At 53.7% G+C, this 18165-nt stretch carries 19 protein-coding genes; 2 read left to right on the forward strand and 17 right to left on the reverse strand.

Translation table 11 applies throughout. From position 1 onward, the window contains the following. Nucleotides 1-105 precede the first annotated feature (105 nt). Nucleotides 106-303, forward strand: coding sequence for a hypothetical protein (locus QMO62_RS12395; protein ID WP_284641268.1), 198 nt, complete (start codon nt 106-108; stop codon nt 301-303). 11 nt (nt 304-314) lie between these two features. Here the strand turns inward: QMO62_RS12395 and QMO62_RS12400 are convergent, their stop codons facing one another. The 14 genes from QMO62_RS12400 to QMO62_RS12465 all read right to left on the reverse strand — a co-directional run bounded on the left by QMO62_RS12400 (nt 315) and on the right by QMO62_RS12465 (nt 14074). Continuing rightward, nucleotides 315-1997: an ABC1 kinase family protein gene (locus QMO62_RS12400; protein ID WP_284641269.1), complete on the reverse strand. Its 1683-nt coding sequence runs from the start codon at nt 1995-1997 to the stop codon at nt 315-317. 28 nt (nt 1998-2025) lie between these two features. Then, entirely contained in the window at nt 2026-2319 is a 294-nt protein-coding gene (locus QMO62_RS12405) for a phasin family protein (RefSeq protein WP_284641270.1), read from the reverse strand. A 64-nt stretch (nt 2320-2383) separates the two neighbouring features. Next, nucleotides 2384-3331: a DNA-3-methyladenine glycosylase family protein gene (locus QMO62_RS12410; RefSeq protein WP_284641271.1), complete on the reverse strand. Its 948-nt coding sequence runs from the start codon at nt 3329-3331 to the stop codon at nt 2384-2386. Beyond that, nucleotides 3291-3857: a methylated-DNA--[protein]-cysteine S-methyltransferase gene (locus tag QMO62_RS12415; RefSeq protein ID WP_284641272.1), complete on the reverse strand. Its 567-nt coding sequence runs from the start codon at nt 3855-3857 to the stop codon at nt 3291-3293. The genes QMO62_RS12410 and QMO62_RS12415 overlap by 41 nt, the downstream gene beginning before the upstream one ends. Continuing rightward, nucleotides 3847-4434: a bifunctional transcriptional activator/DNA repair enzyme AdaA gene (locus tag QMO62_RS12420; protein WP_284641273.1), complete on the reverse strand. Its 588-nt coding sequence runs from the start codon at nt 4432-4434 to the stop codon at nt 3847-3849. The genes QMO62_RS12415 and QMO62_RS12420 overlap by 11 nt, the downstream gene beginning before the upstream one ends. A gap of 128 nt (nt 4435-4562) precedes the next feature. Then, nucleotides 4563-5321, reverse strand: coding sequence for a hypothetical protein (locus QMO62_RS12425; protein ID WP_284641274.1), 759 nt, complete (start codon nt 5319-5321; stop codon nt 4563-4565). 215 nt (nt 5322-5536) lie between these two features. Beyond that, entirely contained in the window at nt 5537-6025 is a 489-nt protein-coding gene (locus QMO62_RS12430; protein WP_284641275.1) for a spore coat protein, read from the reverse strand. A gap of 87 nt (nt 6026-6112) precedes the next feature. Continuing rightward, nucleotides 6113-6697 carry a nitrogen regulation protein NR(II) gene (locus QMO62_RS12435; protein ID WP_284641276.1) on the reverse strand — a complete coding sequence of 195 codons (585 nt, stop codon included), beginning with the start codon at nt 6695-6697 and terminating at the stop codon, nt 6113-6115. After that, nucleotides 6690-7532 carry an alpha/beta fold hydrolase gene (locus tag QMO62_RS12440; protein WP_284644930.1) on the reverse strand — a complete coding sequence of 281 codons (843 nt, stop codon included), beginning with the start codon at nt 7530-7532 and terminating at the stop codon, nt 6690-6692. Before QMO62_RS12440 ends, QMO62_RS12435 begins: the two co-directional genes overlap by 8 nt. Before the next feature lie 203 nt (nt 7533-7735). Beyond that, a complete protein-coding gene (locus QMO62_RS12445; protein ID WP_284641277.1) occupies nt 7736-7933 on the reverse strand; it encodes a hypothetical protein in 198 nt (65 codons plus the stop codon). Between the two features lie 115 nt (nt 7934-8048). Beyond that, nucleotides 8049-9185, reverse strand: coding sequence for an S-layer homology domain-containing protein (locus tag QMO62_RS12450; protein ID WP_284641278.1), 1137 nt, complete (start codon nt 9183-9185; stop codon nt 8049-8051). A 24-nt stretch (nt 9186-9209) separates the two neighbouring features. Further along, nucleotides 9210-12560: a glycoside hydrolase family 44 protein gene (locus tag QMO62_RS12455; RefSeq protein WP_284641279.1), complete on the reverse strand. Its 3351-nt coding sequence runs from the start codon at nt 12558-12560 to the stop codon at nt 9210-9212. 243 nt (nt 12561-12803) lie between these two features. Continuing rightward, the gene (locus QMO62_RS12460; RefSeq protein WP_284641280.1) at nt 12804-13241 is read right to left on the reverse strand and encodes a DUF2383 domain-containing protein; all 438 of its coding nucleotides are present in this window, start codon (nt 13239-13241) and stop codon (nt 12804-12806) included. A gap of 101 nt (nt 13242-13342) precedes the next feature. Next, the gene (locus tag QMO62_RS12465) at nt 13343-14074 is read right to left on the reverse strand and encodes a ZIP family metal transporter (RefSeq protein ID WP_284641281.1); all 732 of its coding nucleotides are present in this window, start codon (nt 14072-14074) and stop codon (nt 13343-13345) included. A gap of 788 nt (nt 14075-14862) precedes the next feature. Here QMO62_RS12465 and QMO62_RS12470 point away from each other — a divergent pair. Then, a complete protein-coding gene (locus QMO62_RS12470; protein WP_284641282.1) occupies nt 14863-15543 on the forward strand; it encodes a putative endonuclease domain-containing protein in 681 nt (226 codons plus the stop codon). On the opposite strand, the gene QMO62_RS12475 is transcribed toward QMO62_RS12470, so the two are convergent. The 3 genes from QMO62_RS12475 to QMO62_RS12485 are packed head-to-tail and all read right to left on the reverse strand — an operon-like array spanning nt 15531 to nt 18104. After that, nucleotides 15531-15971 (reverse strand): DUF6526 family protein, encoded by a 441-nt coding sequence (locus tag QMO62_RS12475; RefSeq protein ID WP_284641283.1) that lies wholly within the window; start codon nt 15969-15971, stop codon nt 15531-15533. The genes QMO62_RS12470 and QMO62_RS12475 overlap by 13 nt on opposite strands. A 28-nt stretch (nt 15972-15999) precedes the next feature. Beyond that, nucleotides 16000-17115 (reverse strand): ABC transporter permease, encoded by a 1116-nt coding sequence (locus QMO62_RS12480; protein WP_284641284.1) that lies wholly within the window; start codon nt 17113-17115, stop codon nt 16000-16002. Then, nucleotides 17112-18104 (reverse strand): ABC transporter ATP-binding protein, encoded by a 993-nt coding sequence (locus QMO62_RS12485; protein WP_284641285.1) that lies wholly within the window; start codon nt 18102-18104, stop codon nt 17112-17114. Before QMO62_RS12485 ends, QMO62_RS12480 begins: the two co-directional genes overlap by 4 nt. Nucleotides 18105-18165 lie beyond the last annotated feature (61 nt).

The following is an 18165-nucleotide window of genomic DNA, read 5'->3' on the forward strand; positions in this document are numbered from 1 at the left end:
AATTTAGTGCAAAGTACCCAGTTCCTTCTACCTTTGGATTCGTTCCCTTTTGCGTCGTTCCCTCATACTATGCAACATGATTGTACATGAAGGAGAGGATCGACCATGGGCGGCAAAAAAACAAAAGGCAAAAAAAATACCCCCTCATCGGATAAAAAGCAGTATCACATGAAGGTGGTTACATCCGATGTATGTGAGCGCTGCCGCAAATGTACCCGAGGACTTCGGTATCTGGAAAAAATGAGCGAGCCGGGAGCGGTTGGCAAAGGTGTACCCTGCATTTTGACAAAAACCAGAGTATAAGCGCAGAACCCTTAATCGAAAGGCTTCTTTCCCGACCGCATCACGGCATACGCGAACAGCAGCCAGACCAGCAGGAATATCGCGATCAGCGTACCGATCTCCAACACGGGAATGTTCCAGAGGATACCGGATTGACGCTGCAGCGAGGTGCCGATAATGATCCCCGACATCAGGATGCTGAAGGAGAGCAGTACAATGCCGAACATCAGCCGGCCGCTGATTAGGTCGATCCTGGCCATCAGCCGGTCCAGGTCGAAGAGGCTGATCTCTACCCTGCCCTTTCTGACAACCTTCATCAGATCCTTCACATACTTCGGAAGCTTGAGCGCTAGGTCCCCATACTCCGACAGCTCTTCCTGGAACCTGGTAGCCATATTGCGGGGATGGAAGCGATCCTTCAGCAGCCGCAGGCCGAACGGCTCGGCGATTCGCAGCACGCTGATCTCGGGGTCCAGCTGCTGAACCACACCTTCGACCGTCATCAGGCTCTTCCCGAGCAGAATGAAATCGGGAGGAATCCGCACCTGATGGCGGTTTGCCACGTCCAGCAAATCGCTGACCGCTTCGGCGAGACTCATTTGGCTGAACGGGATGCCTACATACTTGTCTCGCAGGTTATCCACATCCCGCTCAAGCTCGGCAACGTCCACATCATGTGTAACCAGCCCCATGCCCAGCACCGCCTTCATGACGGCCGGCGTGCTTTGACGCATCAGCGCGATGACCAGATTGGCGAAGTGCCTCTTCATGGCCGGAGTCAGCCGTCCCACCATACCGAAATCCATCAACGCAAGAACTCCGCCCGGAAGCACCTGCAGATTGCCCGGATGGGGATCCGCATGAAAGAAGCCGTCTACGAGAATTTGCTGCAGCATCGCCTTCATAAGGCGTTCACCGATCTTTTTGACATCGTAGCCGTCCGCTTGGAGCTTCTCGATATGGCTAAGCTTAATTCCGTCGAGGAACTCCAGCGTCAGCAGCTTCTTGGTCGTCAGCTCCTTGTATACGCGGGGAACACGAACAAAGGGATCTTTCTCGAACTGCTTGCCGATCGTCTCGGTATTTCTCCCCTCGATGGTGTAATCCAGCTCCTGCAGCAGCGATTTGCCGAACTCCTGAATCATTTTGCGAAGCTGGTAGCGGCGGGCCCATTCGAACCGGCTTTCCGCGAGCTGGCCCAGATTTTGCAAAATTTCAAGATCCGTTCGTACATTCACCGTGATGTGTGGGCGCTGTACCTTGACCGCCACCCTCTCCCCGGTTCGAAGCACCGCCTCATGGACTTGCCCTATGGAGGCGGCAGCGAGCGGAGTCTCTCCGAAGTAGGAATAGAGCTGTTCCAGCTCCATCCCAAGCTCAGATCGAACAATGTCTCTTACCTGCTCGAAGGGAAACGGAGCCACCTGATCCTGAAGCTTCACAAGCTCCTCCAGGATCGATTCCGGCACCAAATCCGCCCGGGTGCTCGCAATTTGACCAAGCTTGATAAAGGTTGGCCCCAGCTCTTGAAACATGAGGCGGATTCGCTCTCCGATCGACTTTCGCTCTACGCCTTTGGCGAAAAACCGGATTTTGCTCGGGACGGAAGAGATTTTGAGAAGATCGAGGTCCTCGACCAGGAAGCCGAAGCCGTGCCGGGTGAACGCCAGAGCAATATCCCGGTACCGATTGATATGGCGAATCCGCTTGCCCATTACGAGCCTCTCCTTTCCCGCTTACCGTCTATGAAGTCGGGGTTTCCAGCTTCTCGATCCGCTGTTCGAGCCGCGCGATATCCTCCTTCGTGGCAACCTGGAGCTCCGCCATCACTTTCTGCAGCTGCTCACGAACCATGCGCTTGATCTCCGACTGCTGCTGCTCCCCTTTTTCCACCAGCCGAGTAACCAGCTCCTTGGATTCGTCCGGCGCCACATCACCCTTTTTCACCAAATCCTCCACCAGCTGCTCAATCTTCTCCTTGCTGAGCACGGTAATGCCGACACCTAGCGATAACGCTTTTCTGAACAAATCATTCATGAACCATACCTCGCATTTTTTAGGAAAAGTATCCACTTCCTGACGGAAAAATATGCATATCCGCTTAGGAAAGACTTCTCCACAAATAAAAGACCGCGTAGGCCTCCCAAGGATGCCACGGCTCGAAGATGGCTCTGATTTCATCGGCGGACGGCTTCTCCGTACGTTGGAGCGACGCCTTCAGCGCGTTCTGAAGGCCGGCATCGCCTATCGGAAAGGCGGACGTGTCGCGCAGACATCGCATCATTACATAGTTTGCCGTCCAAGGTCCAATTCCGCGGATCGAGGTCAGCTGACGCTCAGCTTCTTGACTCGTCGCTGCCGAAGCTAGAGCCTCCTTCGTAAGGGCTCCGCTGTCCATAAGCTTCGCAATACCGATGAGAAACTCCGCCTTCTTGGTTGTGAGCTGCAGCTGTCTCAGCTCCTCCACCGTAAGGCTCGCGATATCGGCCGGCTTAGGGAACCGCCAAAGTGTACGGCCGTTCCATTCCTTCCGCAAGCCGTAAGACTCCACCAAACGCTTCTTCATCGTATAAGCGAAGGTGAGATTGACCTGCTGCCCGACGACCGCCCAGCTCAACGCCTCGAACAGATCCGGGACGCCGATGATGCGCAGCCCCGCATAATCCTCCGCCAGCTTGCTTAACAGCGGGTCCCGCTCGGCCATAACGTAGAAGGGCGTTACATCCCTCTTCAGGTCGAACCACTCCTGTATATAGGAGACGGCCGCTTGTCCGGCGGATGGGCTTAGGGGCTTGCCCTCAACCGAGCGAAGCAGAAGACAGCCTTGCTCCTGCTCGGAAATTTCAATAAGGACCGGCTCCTCCATCGGCTCCAGCTCCAGCAGCTTATAAATACGCCGATCTTCCACGAGATGCAAGCATTCCAGCGGCGATCTCGAAAGATAATGCAAGGCTTCACTATAACTGAAGCTCGCCGGAAGCGCCATCGTAACCACACCGGATTCAGGATCAAAACCGAAATCTTGCGTGCGCTTTCCCGGTGTAATCATGAAATCCCTCCCGTTCCAGAAGCTTCTGCTTCGTCATGATTCCTCCGCGGAAGCCTGTCAATGCCGCGTTCTTGCCGATGACCCGATGACAAGGAACAACGATCGGAATCGGATTGGCTCCATTGGCCGCCCCTACAGCTCTGACTGCGGCCGGGCTTCCTACCGCAACGGCTATATCGGAGTAGCTTCTCGTTTGGCCCAAAGGAATCTCCGTTAGCGCCTGCCATACACTGATTTGGAACGGGGTCCCCCGCATGTCCAGGGGCAGCGAGAAAGCATCCCTGCGCCCGTCAAAATAGTGACGCAGCTGCTCGGCGGCCTCTGCTAACGGCAATCCGTTCTCTATCAACAGCGCATCCGGTATTTGCTTAAGCACCCAGCTTTGCAGCGTATCGAACGATTCCGTCGGCCATGTAATCCGGCATAACCCTTTCTCCGTCGCCGCCAAGTAAATCGGCCTGTTGTCGAATAAAGGGTGAATGAAGGTGTCCCAGCACACCTCCGTACATGAACGGTTATTCTTCATCGGTATTCTCCTTCTTTGCTATTCGGTTTCGATATTCATTAGGCGCACAGCCCTCACTTCTCTGAAATACAAAGGAAAAATGGGCGGCCGTCCCAAATCCGTTTGCTTTGGCTATATCGGCGATCGGCCGATCCGTCTCATGAAGACAGCGCTTCGCCGCTTCGATTCGGACCTGCTGCAGCCGCTTCGAAGGGGTCAATCCGGTGACCCTTTTGTACACACGCTGCATATGGTAAGGGCTAATGGCAAGGGCGGCGGCCATCGCTTCCAGTGTGAGACCGTTCTCCCGGTAGCGCTGCCGGATGAGCTCGGACAAAGCTTCAGCCAGCTCGGCATCCGGTCCATGACGGGTCGGGTCGTCCGGCTTGCAGCGCTTGCACGCCCGAAACCCTGCATGCCGGGCTTCCTCTATGCTGCTGTAGACCCTCACATTGTCCCGCTTCGGCGTTCGCGAACGGCAGGACGGACGACAGAAAATGCCTGTGGTGACGATACCGACATAATACACTCCGTCATGCCGTGTATCCCGGCTCAATATCGTCTCATACACCGCTTCGAACACTTGATCGTCTTGCAAACGAACCCACCTCCCTAGCTCCTCGTGACACTCATTATAAACCAACGTTCAGCGTGTGATAATACAATTGCAATAGGAGAGCAAGAATTCGATAGTCCCACCTCGAAGCACAAGAAAAAAAGCTTAACCTACCCGCGCGGCGGGCTGATTAAGCTTATATCCTCGATATGCTGCGGCAAAATTTGATATTGCCGGTGCTGGCTAAGAATTCCCGTCACCTCATAAATGCCGCCAACCTGAAGCTGTGAGGGCTTGATCGTCTCTTTCGGAAGACGCAACGACAGCTTGCTTCCTTCCCCCGCCTGAAGAGGGATCAGTACCCCCTCGTCTCGAGCCTCTTGCGGGATCTCTTGCAGCTGCGCTTTGATTGTAACGACGGTCCCTTTTAATGCTTCAAGCTTTCTTGCATCCTTCAGATCGCCGGCCGTCAGTACGTTCACCGGAGGCAAAGCCTGATCGGTCTTTAGTATCGCAAGACCTCCGTACTGAGGCCGAATTTCCATTAATCCTTTGACATCTGCAATGGCCCCGATCACTTGCACCTGGTCACCCTTTTGAAGAGTCATTCCCTCATAGGCGCTTAAGTGAATCCCGCCGGTAGCATCTTGTATATGAACGGATCGGATATTGCCCTGTCGCGTGATTTCCTCCGTCGTAACAATCCCGCGGATCCTCACCGTCTGCCCGATAAAGTCCTTCGCTTCCAGAATGGAAAGAACCGGAAGATCACGCGCCTTGACCAGCCCTATCTCCATCTCCTGAACACGATCCTCCTGAAGGAATACATGCTGAGCCAGCACCTCCTGCACCGACCAAAGCACAAGCGGTACAAGCAGCAATAACAGCACCGACAACCGTCTCCCTCTTTTGATGGTTAAGGTGTTCACTAGAAATGTCCTCCTTCGCTTGATCTCCTACTCCATCCATCATAGACGGCTCATGTTAAATCCAACCGCGTTTTATGTTAAGTGTTTATTAATCTCCTATCCTTAGTAACCCCCGATCGTTTCCAAATTATACATATTTCCGGAACAGCAAAAAGATCGCTGACTACCTGCCATAATAGCCGGTAAGCGATCTTCGTAATGGATTTCTTGTCGCCTTACAAGGAGATAGCCGCTTTGGCATTCGTAACATCATTGGCCAGCAATGCTTTTAAATCATAGGCAGGGTACAATCCGCGCTCGTACATGAACTGAAATACTTTCCCGTGCAGCTCTATCGCACCTATCAGCTGTTTGTGAAAAACAGCTCTTAACTGAGGGGTAGCGGTCTCCGTGATGGCGATAGCGTAATTACGAACAGCCGTTTTGGCAAAAGCCAGCAGCTGGGCGGACTCTGCGCCGAGCAGCTCCGGCATATCGCTGCTGCTTCGCATCTCAGGAGCTTTAGGGTAAAATTGCAATAGCTCCGTAAGATTTTTCTCCAAAATTTTTACCGTTTCAGAGTAAAGGGAGTATAGGCCCCGGTCTTGAAGACTGGGCAGCTTCTTTTTGAACGAGACTAACTGGCTGGTCTGGAATGCCACAAGCTCATGCAGCTCCAAGGTTTCATGCCACGCCAGGTGATTCGGTCTGCTTTGAGGGCTCAAAGGAACACACTCCTTTTTTATAGTACAAAAAAGTATATGTGTGTTGTCAAAAAATAGAAATTGTCCCCATGTTTCAACAGGCATCCTCTATTCGCTTAACGGTTTCTTGAAGCATGGAAAGGGAGACAAGGCTCCTTCGGCCGCTTTCAGCTCTGACTTAATTTGAGCGAGGGACTGTTCCGCTGCTTTGGCTTGAGAGCGGACCTCTTCCAGCTTCGCAGTAAGCTCTCGAAGCTCATCTTCCTTTGTTTTCAGTAAGTGCTGCAGCTGTTCTAATTCGCTCTTGGCCCGGTTTGCCCCATACTCAGCTTGAGTGATCTGCCGCTCATACTCCATTTGACGCTGCATCGGGAGCAAGACGCATTCATTGGAACAAATACCCTGCTGCTCCCTACGGACAGCACTCAGCAGCACAGGAACGTTCTCTCCTGTTACGGATGTTAAGGATACATACATTTCATCGATTCTTTGGTTCAGCTTAATTAAGGGAGCAAAATAAATTTGGAATATAACCCGGCTGGACCTGCTTAAGATCGATTCGAATTTACACATATACAATAAGTCCATTTGATATCCGATAAGTGCAAGAAGCGTATGATTAACCGATAGAATTCGGCAATCGTCATCTAAGGTCAAGTACCCGCACGGAGCGTTAAGCAGTCGGTCATCCATGACCCGCCCTGCTCTCCGAAGAATCCGGAAAGGAAGTGCATAGGTATTGTTTGATCAGCTGAATGGTTTCTTCAGGATGACTGATATGCGGGCAGTGTCCCGTTGCTTGCATGAGCTGCAAGGTGCTCTGGGGCATTTGGTAATGCACGAACGCACCTACCTCCAAAGGAGCAATAGCATCTTGATCGCATTGAAGGATGAGCGCGGGAATGTTTACCTTCGACAGCTCCTGACGATAGTCCGATAAGAAGGTTGCCCGTGCAAATGAAATGGCAATTTGAGGATCCATCGCGCAAAAGCTTTCCTCAAGCTCGCGGGCGAGCTCCGGCTGATCCGGATTCGCCATGACAATAGGCGCCAAGAAGTTAGCCCAGCCCTTATAATTTTTGCTCATCAGCTCAATCAGCTCTTCAATATCCTTCCTTTCGAAGCCTCCTATATAGTCTGGCGGTTCATTGATAAAGCACGGGGAAGGACCGATCAGAATCAGCCTGCTAAAGAGACTCGGCTCGCGGATAGCCGCAAGAATCCCGATCATAGCACTGACAGAATGCCCTACAAAGATCCCCTTTTGCATACCGGCGGCTTCGCACACATCCAGCAAATCCTGTGCATAGCCTGCTAAATCCTTGTAGCGTTCCGGGTTATAGGCTCCCCAATCGGACTTCCCCGAGCCGACATAGTCGAACAGGATGGTTCGGTAATCGCTCTCAAATGCGGGAGCTACAAAACGCCACATATGCTGATCGCAGCCAAAGCCATGCGCAAATATCATGGGCATTTCACCGCTGCCTTTTATTTGAACGTTGTTACGTTGTATGATGCTCATCTTCAGATACCCCCAAGGATGACGTGATGTAAAAGGCTAATATACCATATATTCAATACCTCCCGCTATAATACTTCCTTGCAGTAATAAAAGCGAAGCTGAGAAGCCTGGAACATGCCATGGGCAAGCCGTCCGTATACGTTTAAAAAGGAAAAAGGCATGATGCGGCGGCCGCCTGCATCATGCCTGCTTATCGTTTAAAGAGCTGCTCAGCTTTCGTTGAACGCAATCTCAATCTTGGTGATCCGCATCATCGTCTCTGTCGAAACCCAGATCGAATTCAGCTTTTTCCATTGGTCGCTGTCGGCCGGGTACTTCTGACTCATATCCTCGATCATATGTAAAAGTTTATTCGTATCCTCCGCCAAATGCTCGTTGAGCGACTTGCCCACCTTGGTCTCCGTCATCCGTGCATCCTCCCAGCCTATCAGTCTACCCCTATTGTAAAAGAATCCGCTAGACGGCGACATAGGAAGTTTTGTCGAGGAGATAGGAACATTTGTCGCTTGCACCGGAACGGCCTTATCTCATCCCTGCATATCTGACAACAACGGTCCCTGAGGGAACCGTTCTCAGAACGGAAATCATCTGGCTTCCCAGCTTGACCGCCGTACTGCTTCCGGTCGTGTCGACCTGTCGGACCATATGGGTAAAATCAGACTCGCTTAACGCAGCTCCCGCTGCCTTAAGCAGCGTGTAAGCCGATTTGACCAGCACCGGGCTGCCGGGCTCCAGGATTTGAATTTCGCCGGAGCGGTCGTCGGTCCGGGTCTGGATCAGTCCGCTGCCCCCGCCCTCCGGACTAGGGATTCTCAAGCTTTGCCCGCTTTCCTGAATCGTAAGACCAAGCTGCGAAATGGCCGTCTTTGCCTGCTGATCGAGAACGGTACGAGATTCTTCGGTCAGCACCGGTGTTTGCGGTCTACTTGGTCCCGGTGAACTGTCCCCTCCGCCGGAGGACCCGTTGCTTCCTGAGGAACCTCCACTGCTTCCGCTTCCCGCTGCCGAGCTGTCTGCCGTCTCGGACGCTTGCTTCTCTGTGCTCGCAGGCTTCTTCGTCGCATCGGCCGGCGCAAGCAGCTTCCGCCCCTCCTCCGACTCCGCGAAGACGACGACGCCACGGACGAAGGTAACCGCCTCCGCCCTCGACAGCCGGTCGTTCATCCGGTAACCCTCCACTGTGGGAGCCGTTTTCCCATTTGATATCCCCTTATCCAGAACGAATTGCACCGCCTCGGTTGCCGTTAGCCGCTTACCGAAATAGGCGGCAATTATGGCAGCAACCTGCCCCCGGGGAATCGGCTGAAGCCGATCCTCCGTCTTTAGGGCCGCCGGAATCGCAAGGGACTGTGCCTTTTCATAATAGGGTCCGAACCACGCTTCACCGGCTTTCAAGGCGCGAACCTCCATACCATGGGAACGCAGCAGCATCGTTAGAAACTCTGCCTCCGACACCTGGTCGTAGGGGCGGAAGGTTTGGTCTTCGTAGCCGTCCACAATCCCCTTCGTAACCGCCCATTGTACGTTTCTTTCATACCATGAACCGCTTTCTACATCGCGCAGCGGCTCCGCGGCAAGCGTGGTGTCGGCAGACAACACCGTAGCGAGGAGCAGCGCAGTTGCTCCTCCACGAACGATCTTATTCTTCCAGTTGCCCATGTTACTCATTCTCCCAACTCCCTTCTACGGTGTACCCACAATGAGCGTCGCCGACCTCGCCGGCACCTCTATCGAGAATTGGTTCTGCAGCTGCATCGTCCCGGCCTGAGAGAGTCGGTTCGTGCTGTCGAACCGGTATACCTCGCCTTGGCGAAGAGACGTCCCCGCTACCTTCATATCCATGACTTTCGGAGCCGTATCCTTGTTGAAGAGCAGCATGTAGAGCTTGCCGTCGGAGCCCTGAATCGAATAGGCGCCTACCATGTCGACATGGCTGCTTTCGGTTCTTACACTATCGCCTTGAACTCGGTTGCCCTTTCCGTCATAGTCCAGGTACAGCTTGAAGGCATCTTCGACCGGCGTGTTCGCCAGCGGCTGTCCCCAGCGTGTTGCCAAATCGACGCCCTCCCGGCCGAAAATCGCCATCGCTTCCGCCTGCGCCAGCCCGCTGCTGATTCCTCGTCCGTTGCCGAAGTTGTACTCCGTAATCGCAAGCTTCGTCCCGGGAGCCGTTTTGTTAATGATCTCCTTCATCCGCGGGATCAGATTCACCGGCTCGCCGATCCACGAAGAGCTGTCCCGGAAGGAGGGGTCGTAAAGCGCCTTGAGTGATTTTAATCTTCTTGCAGCCACCGAGTTCGATTCGTCCGCCGTAATCGCTACGCCCGCTTCCGTCGGATAATAATGAATATCGAGGTAATCGATCAATCGCGTACCGCGCTGATTCTCATAACCTCTCACCTGCTCCAAGAACCATTCCAGGAAGGGCTTGCCGCCATGACTTTGCCTGTCGGGTCCGGAGGAACAGCCGTCCGCCGCCGAATAGAAGTAGGCGCACCAGCCCCAAACGACCGGACCGAAAATTTGACTGTCGGGATCTTTATCCTTAATCGCTTGTCCATATGCTTGGGTATAACCCCAAATTTCATCATACGTCGTTTTCTCCGGATGAATATCCCGATGCGTATAAGGCCAAAGCATCGGCTCATTATCCAGCGCATAGTAATTGACCTTATCGCCTACGCGGCTTTGAATATGGTCCATCCAGCGGGTAATGAAGTCTGGACCGACCCTTTTGGACGTATCGTTCGGATCGTTGCCTGTTATGGTTTGCCCGTCCGGCGTCACGCCGTTGCCTGCATCCGGGTTACACCACCAACCGCCATACGAGCACTCCGTTTGCTGCTGCGCCCCGTATTTGTTCACGGAGAAACCGACTCTTACTTGACGATCCTTCGGCGTCCAGCCGATAGTCGGTACCTGCAGCAGCATTTTACCGCCGTTACCTAAGGTTTTGTCGATCAGCCGGTCGGTTCTCGAGCCGTGCGGGAGCGTCTCATTCGGACTGATTTCCTTAGGCAGGTTCATATAGAACCAATCGGCTGCATGATTTTGTACATTGGCCTCCCAGTTGTAGCGCGTAGCGGCATTACCGCCCCAGCGGACAACGGGATATTGGGTGAAGGAGGACACGTCCTCCGGGGGAATCTCCTCATAATTGACGCCGTAGATGTCGGGATTGACAGCTCTGCGATTTTGCGTCGTATCGATCTGTACGCTCACGTTGGTAACCGGAGGTTTCGGATTCTGGACCCGGTCTTTAAAGCGAAGCAGCTTCACATCGTCAAAATACACCGCCGGCTGCTCCTTCCAATCCCAGGCCTGGAAAACAAAGGAGTCGAAATAGCCGTCTGTTAAACCGAGATCGGAGAGGCGAACGGTAACCTTGGTCCACTCGCCGGCCTTAATCCCGTACGGCAAAATATCATCGAGCACAACCGAGCCGAGAATACTGTTGCCGTCCTGAACGACGAAACGAAGCTTTTGTCCGCCCTTATCGCCCCCATGCACGTAGAACTCATAGCCGTAGTAATCCTGCACGGCATACGGTTCGTCATGATTCAGGTACACACCCGTCCAGTTGTGCGGCTGGAAACGGATCGAACGCATCCCTGTATGAACCACGGAGCTATTTTGAAGATCAACCTTCCCCCAGCTCCAGTTGTCGTAATTGTTTTGCAGCTGGTCGTCATAGACGGTTTCCGGCAGCGCCTCGATTACCTTCACCTCGAGCTGCGCCTCGAAGCTGTCATAGGTGGCGGTAACCACACTGGTTCCCGTACGATGTGCCTGAAGAACGCCCCCGCTTACGCTGACAACGTCCGGCTCGGAGGAAGCCCAGTACACCGCATGCGTGACACGCTCGGAATACCCGTTATCAAAATTCGAGGTAACGACAGGGAGCTCGGAGTTCCCGTTGTACATCAGCAAGGAGGTGCGGCCGAAGGTGATATCCTTGCGCTGCGGCTGCTGATACACTTCCTTGGTCAATACCATATCGTCCAAATACAGCTTCCCCTGCTCCTGATCTCCGCGTCCTACGAATAAGAAGCCGTCGAGGATGGCGTTCGGCACCGGGAGCTCATTGAGCGGGATCGTCACCTTTTCCCATAGGCCGGGCTGGATCGTTCGATGGCTCAGGTAATTGTTCAAATCGATGGTGACTACCGGGTCGCCGCCTGCCTGGAGAATCAAATTGACCTGCTGACCTCCCGTTGTACCGCCGTGAATCCAGAACTCGAGCGTTGTGTATTCCGCGGTGCTCAAGACTCGATCCTTGTATAAATACAGGCCCGCATTCCAGCCGGGCTGCAGCATCATCGCGTACACGTCCGAGTGGACCGTCGCTTGTTCTGTCAAAGAATGCGAACCCCAGCTGTAATTGTGAAACCCGGCATTCAGCTTGCTGTCAAAAACCTTAAGCTGCTCATATACCGAAGCGGGCGGCTTGTTCGAAACAGGCACGCTTTCAAATAGAAGACTCACATTGTCTATGTATACGCTCCCCTGCTGACCCTGGCTCTTGTCCCTGAGCAAAATGCCGTCATAGACGCCGTTCGGGATGCGCAGCGGCGTAAGATCGATTTGCACCTTCTGCCATGCGTCCCCCTGAAGCCCGCCGCTCTCTAAATACTGGCTCAGGTCCACCTTCGCCACCGGCTCACCGCCGGCCTGAAAGATGACGTTCATTTGCTGCTGTCCTTGCCCGCCCCCGTGAATCCAAAATTGCAGCGTATTCAGCTCGGAGACGAGGAGCGGCTCCTGACTGTACAGGTATAACCCCCCGTCGAAGCTGGGGTTGAAACGGATGGAGCTTGTTCCCTGATGTACCGTCTGTGTCTCCTCCAGCGAATGCTCGGCCCAGCTGTGATCCGTAAATCCGGCGGCAAGACCGTCCGTATAAACGGCCTTTTCGTTTGTAACGGCTGCTCCCACCTCCTGAGCGCTCCAAGTCGGGAGCAGACCTGTCAAGCTTAAACAAACAGCGAGACATCCGGCTGCAGCCCGGCGAAGCCTTTGCTTCCCCATGATCATGTCGATTCCTCCCCTTCCGGTAAACTGTGCAGCGTCAGGCCCGACCTGCGACCTACCCGACTGCTGCGGATGCCCTCATCTTAGAACAGCACCACCGTCAAAACAAGTGTGTTTCGACACACTTTTGCATATTGTGACAGTCATGCATGACACGGTCACGGGTAATGATAGTCATTAGGTCCCGTACAAAAAAACATCCCTCCAGCGCTATGGCCAAAGGGATGTTTGGAGAGATGCTTGAATTTATACGATGTGTTTTTCCAGCTGCTTGATATGGTTTTCTGCGGATTGGCGGATACGTTCGATCAGCTTGCGGCTTGTATCATCCAGCTCCTGCTGAAGCAGCTTCTCCGATTGCTCGATGCCCATGCGCTCGCCTTTTATCGCTTCTTGGATGAGCTCGGCCGTTTCTTCGCTTACGCCTTTCCATTTGTTGCTGATCGTGCCTGCAATCGAATCAATAAGTCCGGGTCCGTCCGCGGCGGTTCCGTTTAAATTCTGGATGCGTTCCGCCAGATCGGCTGCTTCCTTCTTATGGCTTTGCTGAATCTCCTGAAAGGCCCGCTTTACTTCAGGGCTCTTCACATGCTGGATGTACGTCTCATAGCTATGTACTCCCATATAGACACCCTTCAAATAATCGTTAAGCATCGTAACGGTTTTGTCCTTCGTCGCTTGCATGCTGCCAGCCCCTTCCGTTGTAGTCTCCCGTAGTATTTGGGAACATACGTCACATTATTCCTCTTGAAGGCCGGCTCGGCAGCTTAAGCGACTATGCTATGCTACGTGAACAGGTAGCTGATGTAAATCATGAGCAGGAGACCGAACATAAAGGAATAGGTCGAGGGGCGTTCATAGCCGTGGCCGTGGCTTTCCGGGATCAGTTCCTTATAGACGATGAACAGCATGGCGCCAGCCGCGAAGGCGAGTCCGTACCCGACAAGCGGCTGAATGGAGTTTGCCGTGAAGTAGCCGACGACGGCAGATACCATTTCCATAAGGCCGGTCAGCGTGACGATGAGGAACGATTTCCATTTTGTCACGTTTGAGTTCAGCAGGAAGACGCCTAGCACCAGCCCCTCCGGCATATTCTGCGCTCCTATAGAGATGGCGACCATCGGCCCCAAGCTCTCGTTCTGGCTTGCGTAGCTGAATCCGGTGCTGAGTCCCTCCGGTATATTATGAATAAAAAGAGCGATGATGACGAGCAGCGATTTCGCATGGAACTGGCTGACGCCCGAATCATTCTCAACGTCGATATGGGGGATATTCTTCTCGATCCTGTCCAGTACGACGAAGCCTAATATGAAACCGACGGATAGTGCGAAGATACCCTCTTCCTTAATCGCCTGCGGCATCAGTCCGAAGGTACTCGCGGCAACCATAATGCCCGCCGTAAAGGCGATGAGTACGTCCTTCCACTTCTCGGATAGCTTCTTGACGAATAGCAGCGGTACAGCGCCCATCACCGTGGCCATCGCCGATACGAAGCTGCCCAGCAGTGCTGTCTCCATAGGAACCTCCTCTGGTCTATGATGGTAAGGGTATTATACCATAATTATGCATATGCAAGCTCCGGGAGAACGGGAAGCGCCTAGGCGTAAATTTGCGGCACATCCGACGGTTTCTGGCACTCCAGCCGCACTCCTGCCACTACTGTGCACTCTCGCGTCCCATCAGTCGCTCAACACGGCATGCAGTGGCACTTTCGCCACTATTTCCGTGGTTTCACGCACTCTCGCCGCTTCCAGTCCCATTTCTGCTACTACCGTGCACTTACGTGTCCCATCAGTCGCTCAACACGGCATGCAGTGGCACTTTCGCCACTATTTCCGCGGTTTCACGTACTCCAGCCGCTTTCAATCGCACTTTTGCCATTATCGTGCACTCACGCGTCCCATCAGCCGCTCTACACGGCATGCAGTGGCACTTTTGCCACTATTTCCGCGGTTTCACGCACTCTCGTTGCTTCCAGTCGCATTTCTGCTACTACCGTGCACTTACGTGTCCCATCAGCCGCTTAACACGACATGCAGTGGCACTTTCGCCACTATTTCCGCGGTTTCACGCTCTCTCGCTGCTTCCAATCGCATTTCTGCCACTATTGGGCACTCAAGCCTCCCGCCAGCCGCTCAACACGGCATGGAGTTTAGTAGCGGTCCCTCTTTACCTCTTGTAAAATAATCACAAATGTAGTAATATTGAACACATATATTAGGCAGTGAAGCACACGCCGCTCTACCCAAACGTAATCGTTTTGTGGTGAGCGGCGTTTTTATTTGACCAGGGGAGGTATGAAGCCATGTCAACGTTCGAAACGGCCCATGCTCAGTGGCTAGCAGCGCATCAAACAGCTCGCGCGGGAGAGAGACTTCGCCGACTGGTGGAGGGGCACAGCCATGCGGAGCAGCTATTCCTAGAACAGGTGTGGTATCCCATCTTTCAGCATTTGGAGGATCTGCATCCGGAGTACGAAGTGGTCGATTACAAGGAGGGCACACGCTTCCTGGATTTCGCCTTTCTTCGTGCGCCGATTCGGTTAGCGATTGAAATCGATGGATACGGCCCCCATCTATCGAAGATCAGCCGGTGGCAATTTTCCGATCAGCTCATGCGGCAGAACAGCCTCATCATCGAAGGCTGGCAAATCCTAAGGTTCTCCTACGACGATGTGAAGGAACGCCCCAAGCTATGTCAACAGCAGCTGCTTCAGCTGATGGGAAGACGCATGGCTCAGCGCGGCAGCACCACAACTACAAGGCTGAACCCCACGGAGAAAGAGATTATCCTCCATGCCTTGGACAAGAAAAAAGACCTCCGGGCAAGCGACATCATGTCGCTGCTGGAGGTCAGTCGATACAAAGCTTGCCGCATCCTTAGGAAGCTGCATCACAAAAACATTCTGCGGCCAAAAGGGACCGGAGCCAAGCGAATCCATCGCTATCAGATAAACATCGATCAGCTTTCTGACTACACTCTATAGTAGTCGCCTCTCCAGCTCTTAATGAGTTTCTTGATGTCGCCCGGCGACAGCTGCTCTTTCACTGCCTTGTCACAAAGAGCCGGAAACTCCTGATCGCTTGCGAAACGTAGAGCAATCAGCTGTTTCAGTGTAATACGGGAATCCAGCCACTGCCCCGTCAATCGGAAGTACCGTAAATTCTCTTCGGTCCGGATCAAACGGTCCTGCACTTTTACACCGAATGACCGGGACAACGGGATAAGCAGCATCACCATCACGGACAATCCGACAATCACTAACGGCTCTAGCAGCCGATCCCCGCTCCTCAAGCTTCCTAGAGCATACACAAGGGACGCAATCGCAACGATGAGGCCTAACGGCATGAGAAAATAATGCACCACCGGCACGATCTGACGATGATTCGCGTAGTTCTGATTTGGCTGACTCATGAATAATCCTCTCCCCAACTAGAATGTATTATTCCCATTTAAAGGACAAGCTCGCAATAATAAAAGCAACCGCCATCCAGCCGCCGAGCAGCGCCGCTTCGGGCCAGAGGGTAGTCAAATCCGCCCCTACGTTCATCACTTGACGGAGCGAGCCCGACAGATGGGTGATCGGCAGCAGCTTTACAACAGGCTGGAGCAGCTCCGGCATATTCTTCACCGGGAAAAATACGCCTCCGAGGAACAGCAGCGGGAACGAGATGAAGCCCGCAATCGGCCCTGCGCTCTCCGGCGTCTTGGCAAGCCCGGCTACAATGAAGCCGATGGACATGAAGGTCAGCGTGCCGAGCACGACGAACAGGATCAATAGCCACCAGGAGCCGTTCACCTGCGTATCGAAAAACAGGTAACCCACTAGAAGCACCGCAATGGCCTGAAAACCGTTCATAATTAAACGAGATGTAATTTGTGCCGCGATGAACGTGGAGGCCTTCAGCGTGGTCGACTGCATCCTGCGCAGAATCCCCCGTTCCCGCCACGCGGCAATTTGCCCGGCAACACCGTTCAGGTTGTTGGACATAATCATCATCGCCACAATGCCCGGAACGAGGAAATCGATATATTTCAAGTTAATCGATTGAATCCCCTTCGGCTGAACAGTAACCCACTGCTTGTACTGAGTGAGCTGCTTGCTCACGTTATCCGCGGCCGTCTGGACGAGCTGCACCCCGAGCTGGGAATTGGTCATGTTCGTTTCGTCATAATAGACCGTGACCTGAGCCTCTTTCGCCGTCCCCGCAGCGGCCCCTGCCTTCACCGTCGCGACGGCATCTCCATATCCCTTCGGGATGACCACAACGAGCTGGCGGTCGCCCTTCTTCAGCTCATCCAAAGCCGCATCATCGTTCTCCAGCATCGTCACATCCAGCACCAGCTGAGCCTTCAACGATTCGATAAACTGGGAGGACGCTGCGCTGCGGTCCTGATCAATTAATGCCGTTGACAGCTGCACCCCGCCGCCGTTGCCCAGAAACGAGCCCAGCGCAACCATCAGCACGATTGGAAACACAAGGGTAAAAAACAGGAACGACCGGTTCCGGGAAAAAATGCGCAGCTGCGCCATCGTAAGCTGTATATATGCTCTCATGCTTCTCGCAAGCTCCTTCCCGTCATCTGAAGGAATACATCCTCCAAGGTTGCCGATCGAGTCTGAAGCTCCTGGAACTTCAGCGTCTCCCGCTCGGTGAACTGAATGAATTCAAGCAGCGAGGTCTGCAGGTGATCCGTATGCAGCACGAACACCTCGTTGCGCCGCTCGGCTCGCTTGACCTCTCCCAGCTCTCCTAACCGCTTCAGCAAACGATCGATGTCGCCCGGGTCCTCAGGAAGCTCGGGCAGCCGGAACTCGATAGCGCTGTCCGACTGCAAGCCGCTTACGAGATTGCGCGGGGTGTCCAGGGCAATGATCTCGCCCCTGTCCATCAGGCAAATGCGGTCGCACAGGACATGGGCTTCCTCCATGTAATGCGTGGACAGCACGACCGTCTTGCCCGCTTGCTTCAGCTTGAGAATGATATCCCACAAGGTGCGGCGCGCTTGAGGATCTAAGCCTGTAGTCGGCTCATCCAAGAATACTACCTTCGGATCATTCAAGAGCGCCAGTGCAATGGCAAGCCGCTGCTTCTGTCCGCCAGACAGTCCTTTGACCCGGGAATTCGCCTTATCCGTCAGAATCATCTGCTCCAGCAGCATATCCACCGAGAGGGAGCGCTTGTAGAAGCTGGCGTACATGTTCATGATTTCCTTCACCTTCAATAGCTCGAACAGCGAGGTCGACTGCAATTGAACACCGATGACCTCCTTCACGCGGTTCAGCGCAGTCTGCGTATCAAAGCCGGCTACCTTCGCTATACCGCCGTCCGGCTTACGCAGCCCCTCGATCATTTCCATGGTTGTGGTTTTCCCCGCGCCGTTCGGTCCGAGCAACCCGAACACCTCGCCCTGCAGCACCTGAAAATGAATGCCGCGTACCGCCATGAAATCACCATAACGCTTCACAAGGCCCTCCACCTCGATAATCGGCTTTCGTCGGTCCTCTTCGGACAAAACAGCCGCGCCTAACCCCTCGGTATTCATCAAGTCCCACTCCTATCATTTCACTCTAGAATATTTTCATTTCGGTACTATTATGCTTAAA

It is taken from the genome of Paenibacillus silviterrae, from assembly GCF_030167925.1.
Taxonomy (GTDB): Bacteria; Bacillota; Bacilli; order Paenibacillales; family NBRC-103111; genus Paenibacillus_G; species Paenibacillus_G silviterrae.

Coding starts and splice junctions, on each gene's coding strand:
- QMO62_RS12450 (WP_284641278.1), bottom strand. CDS start 9,185: ATGGGCAACTGGAAGAATAAGATCGTTCGTGGAGGAGCAACTGCGCTG.
- QMO62_RS12460 (WP_284641280.1), bottom strand. CDS start 13,241: ATGCAAGCGACGAAGGACAAAACCGTTACGATGCTTAACGATTATTTG.
- QMO62_RS12485 (WP_284641285.1), bottom strand. CDS start 18,104: ATGAATACCGAGGGGTTAGGCGCGGCTGTTTTGTCCGAAGAGGACCGA.
- QMO62_RS12465 (WP_284641281.1), bottom strand. CDS start 14,074: ATGGAGACAGCACTGCTGGGCAGCTTCGTATCGGCGATGGCCACGGTG.
- QMO62_RS12395 (WP_284641268.1), top strand. CDS start 106: ATGGGCGGCAAAAAAACAAAAGGCAAAAAAAATACCCCCTCATCGGAT.
- QMO62_RS12405 (WP_284641270.1), bottom strand. CDS start 2,319: ATGAATGATTTGTTCAGAAAAGCGTTATCGCTAGGTGTCGGCATTACC.
- QMO62_RS12475 (WP_284641283.1), bottom strand. CDS start 15,971: ATGAGTCAGCCAAATCAGAACTACGCGAATCATCGTCAGATCGTGCCG.
- QMO62_RS12455 (WP_284641279.1), bottom strand. CDS start 12,560: ATGATCATGGGGAAGCAAAGGCTTCGCCGGGCTGCAGCCGGATGTCTC.
- QMO62_RS12435 (WP_284641276.1), bottom strand. CDS start 6,697: ATGGATGACCGACTGCTTAACGCTCCGTGCGGGTACTTGACCTTAGAT.
- QMO62_RS12445 (WP_284641277.1), bottom strand. CDS start 7,933: ATGACGGAGACCAAGGTGGGCAAGTCGCTCAACGAGCATTTGGCGGAG.
- QMO62_RS12480 (WP_284641284.1), bottom strand. CDS start 17,115: ATGAGAGCATATATACAGCTTACGATGGCGCAGCTGCGCATTTTTTCC.
- QMO62_RS12415 (WP_284641272.1), bottom strand. CDS start 3,857: ATGAAGAATAACCGTTCATGTACGGAGGTGTGCTGGGACACCTTCATT.
- QMO62_RS12410 (WP_284641271.1), bottom strand. CDS start 3,331: ATGATTACACCGGGAAAGCGCACGCAAGATTTCGGTTTTGATCCTGAA.
- QMO62_RS12400 (WP_284641269.1), bottom strand. CDS start 1,997: ATGGGCAAGCGGATTCGCCATATCAATCGGTACCGGGATATTGCTCTG.
- QMO62_RS12470 (WP_284641282.1), top strand. CDS start 14,863: ATGTCAACGTTCGAAACGGCCCATGCTCAGTGGCTAGCAGCGCATCAA.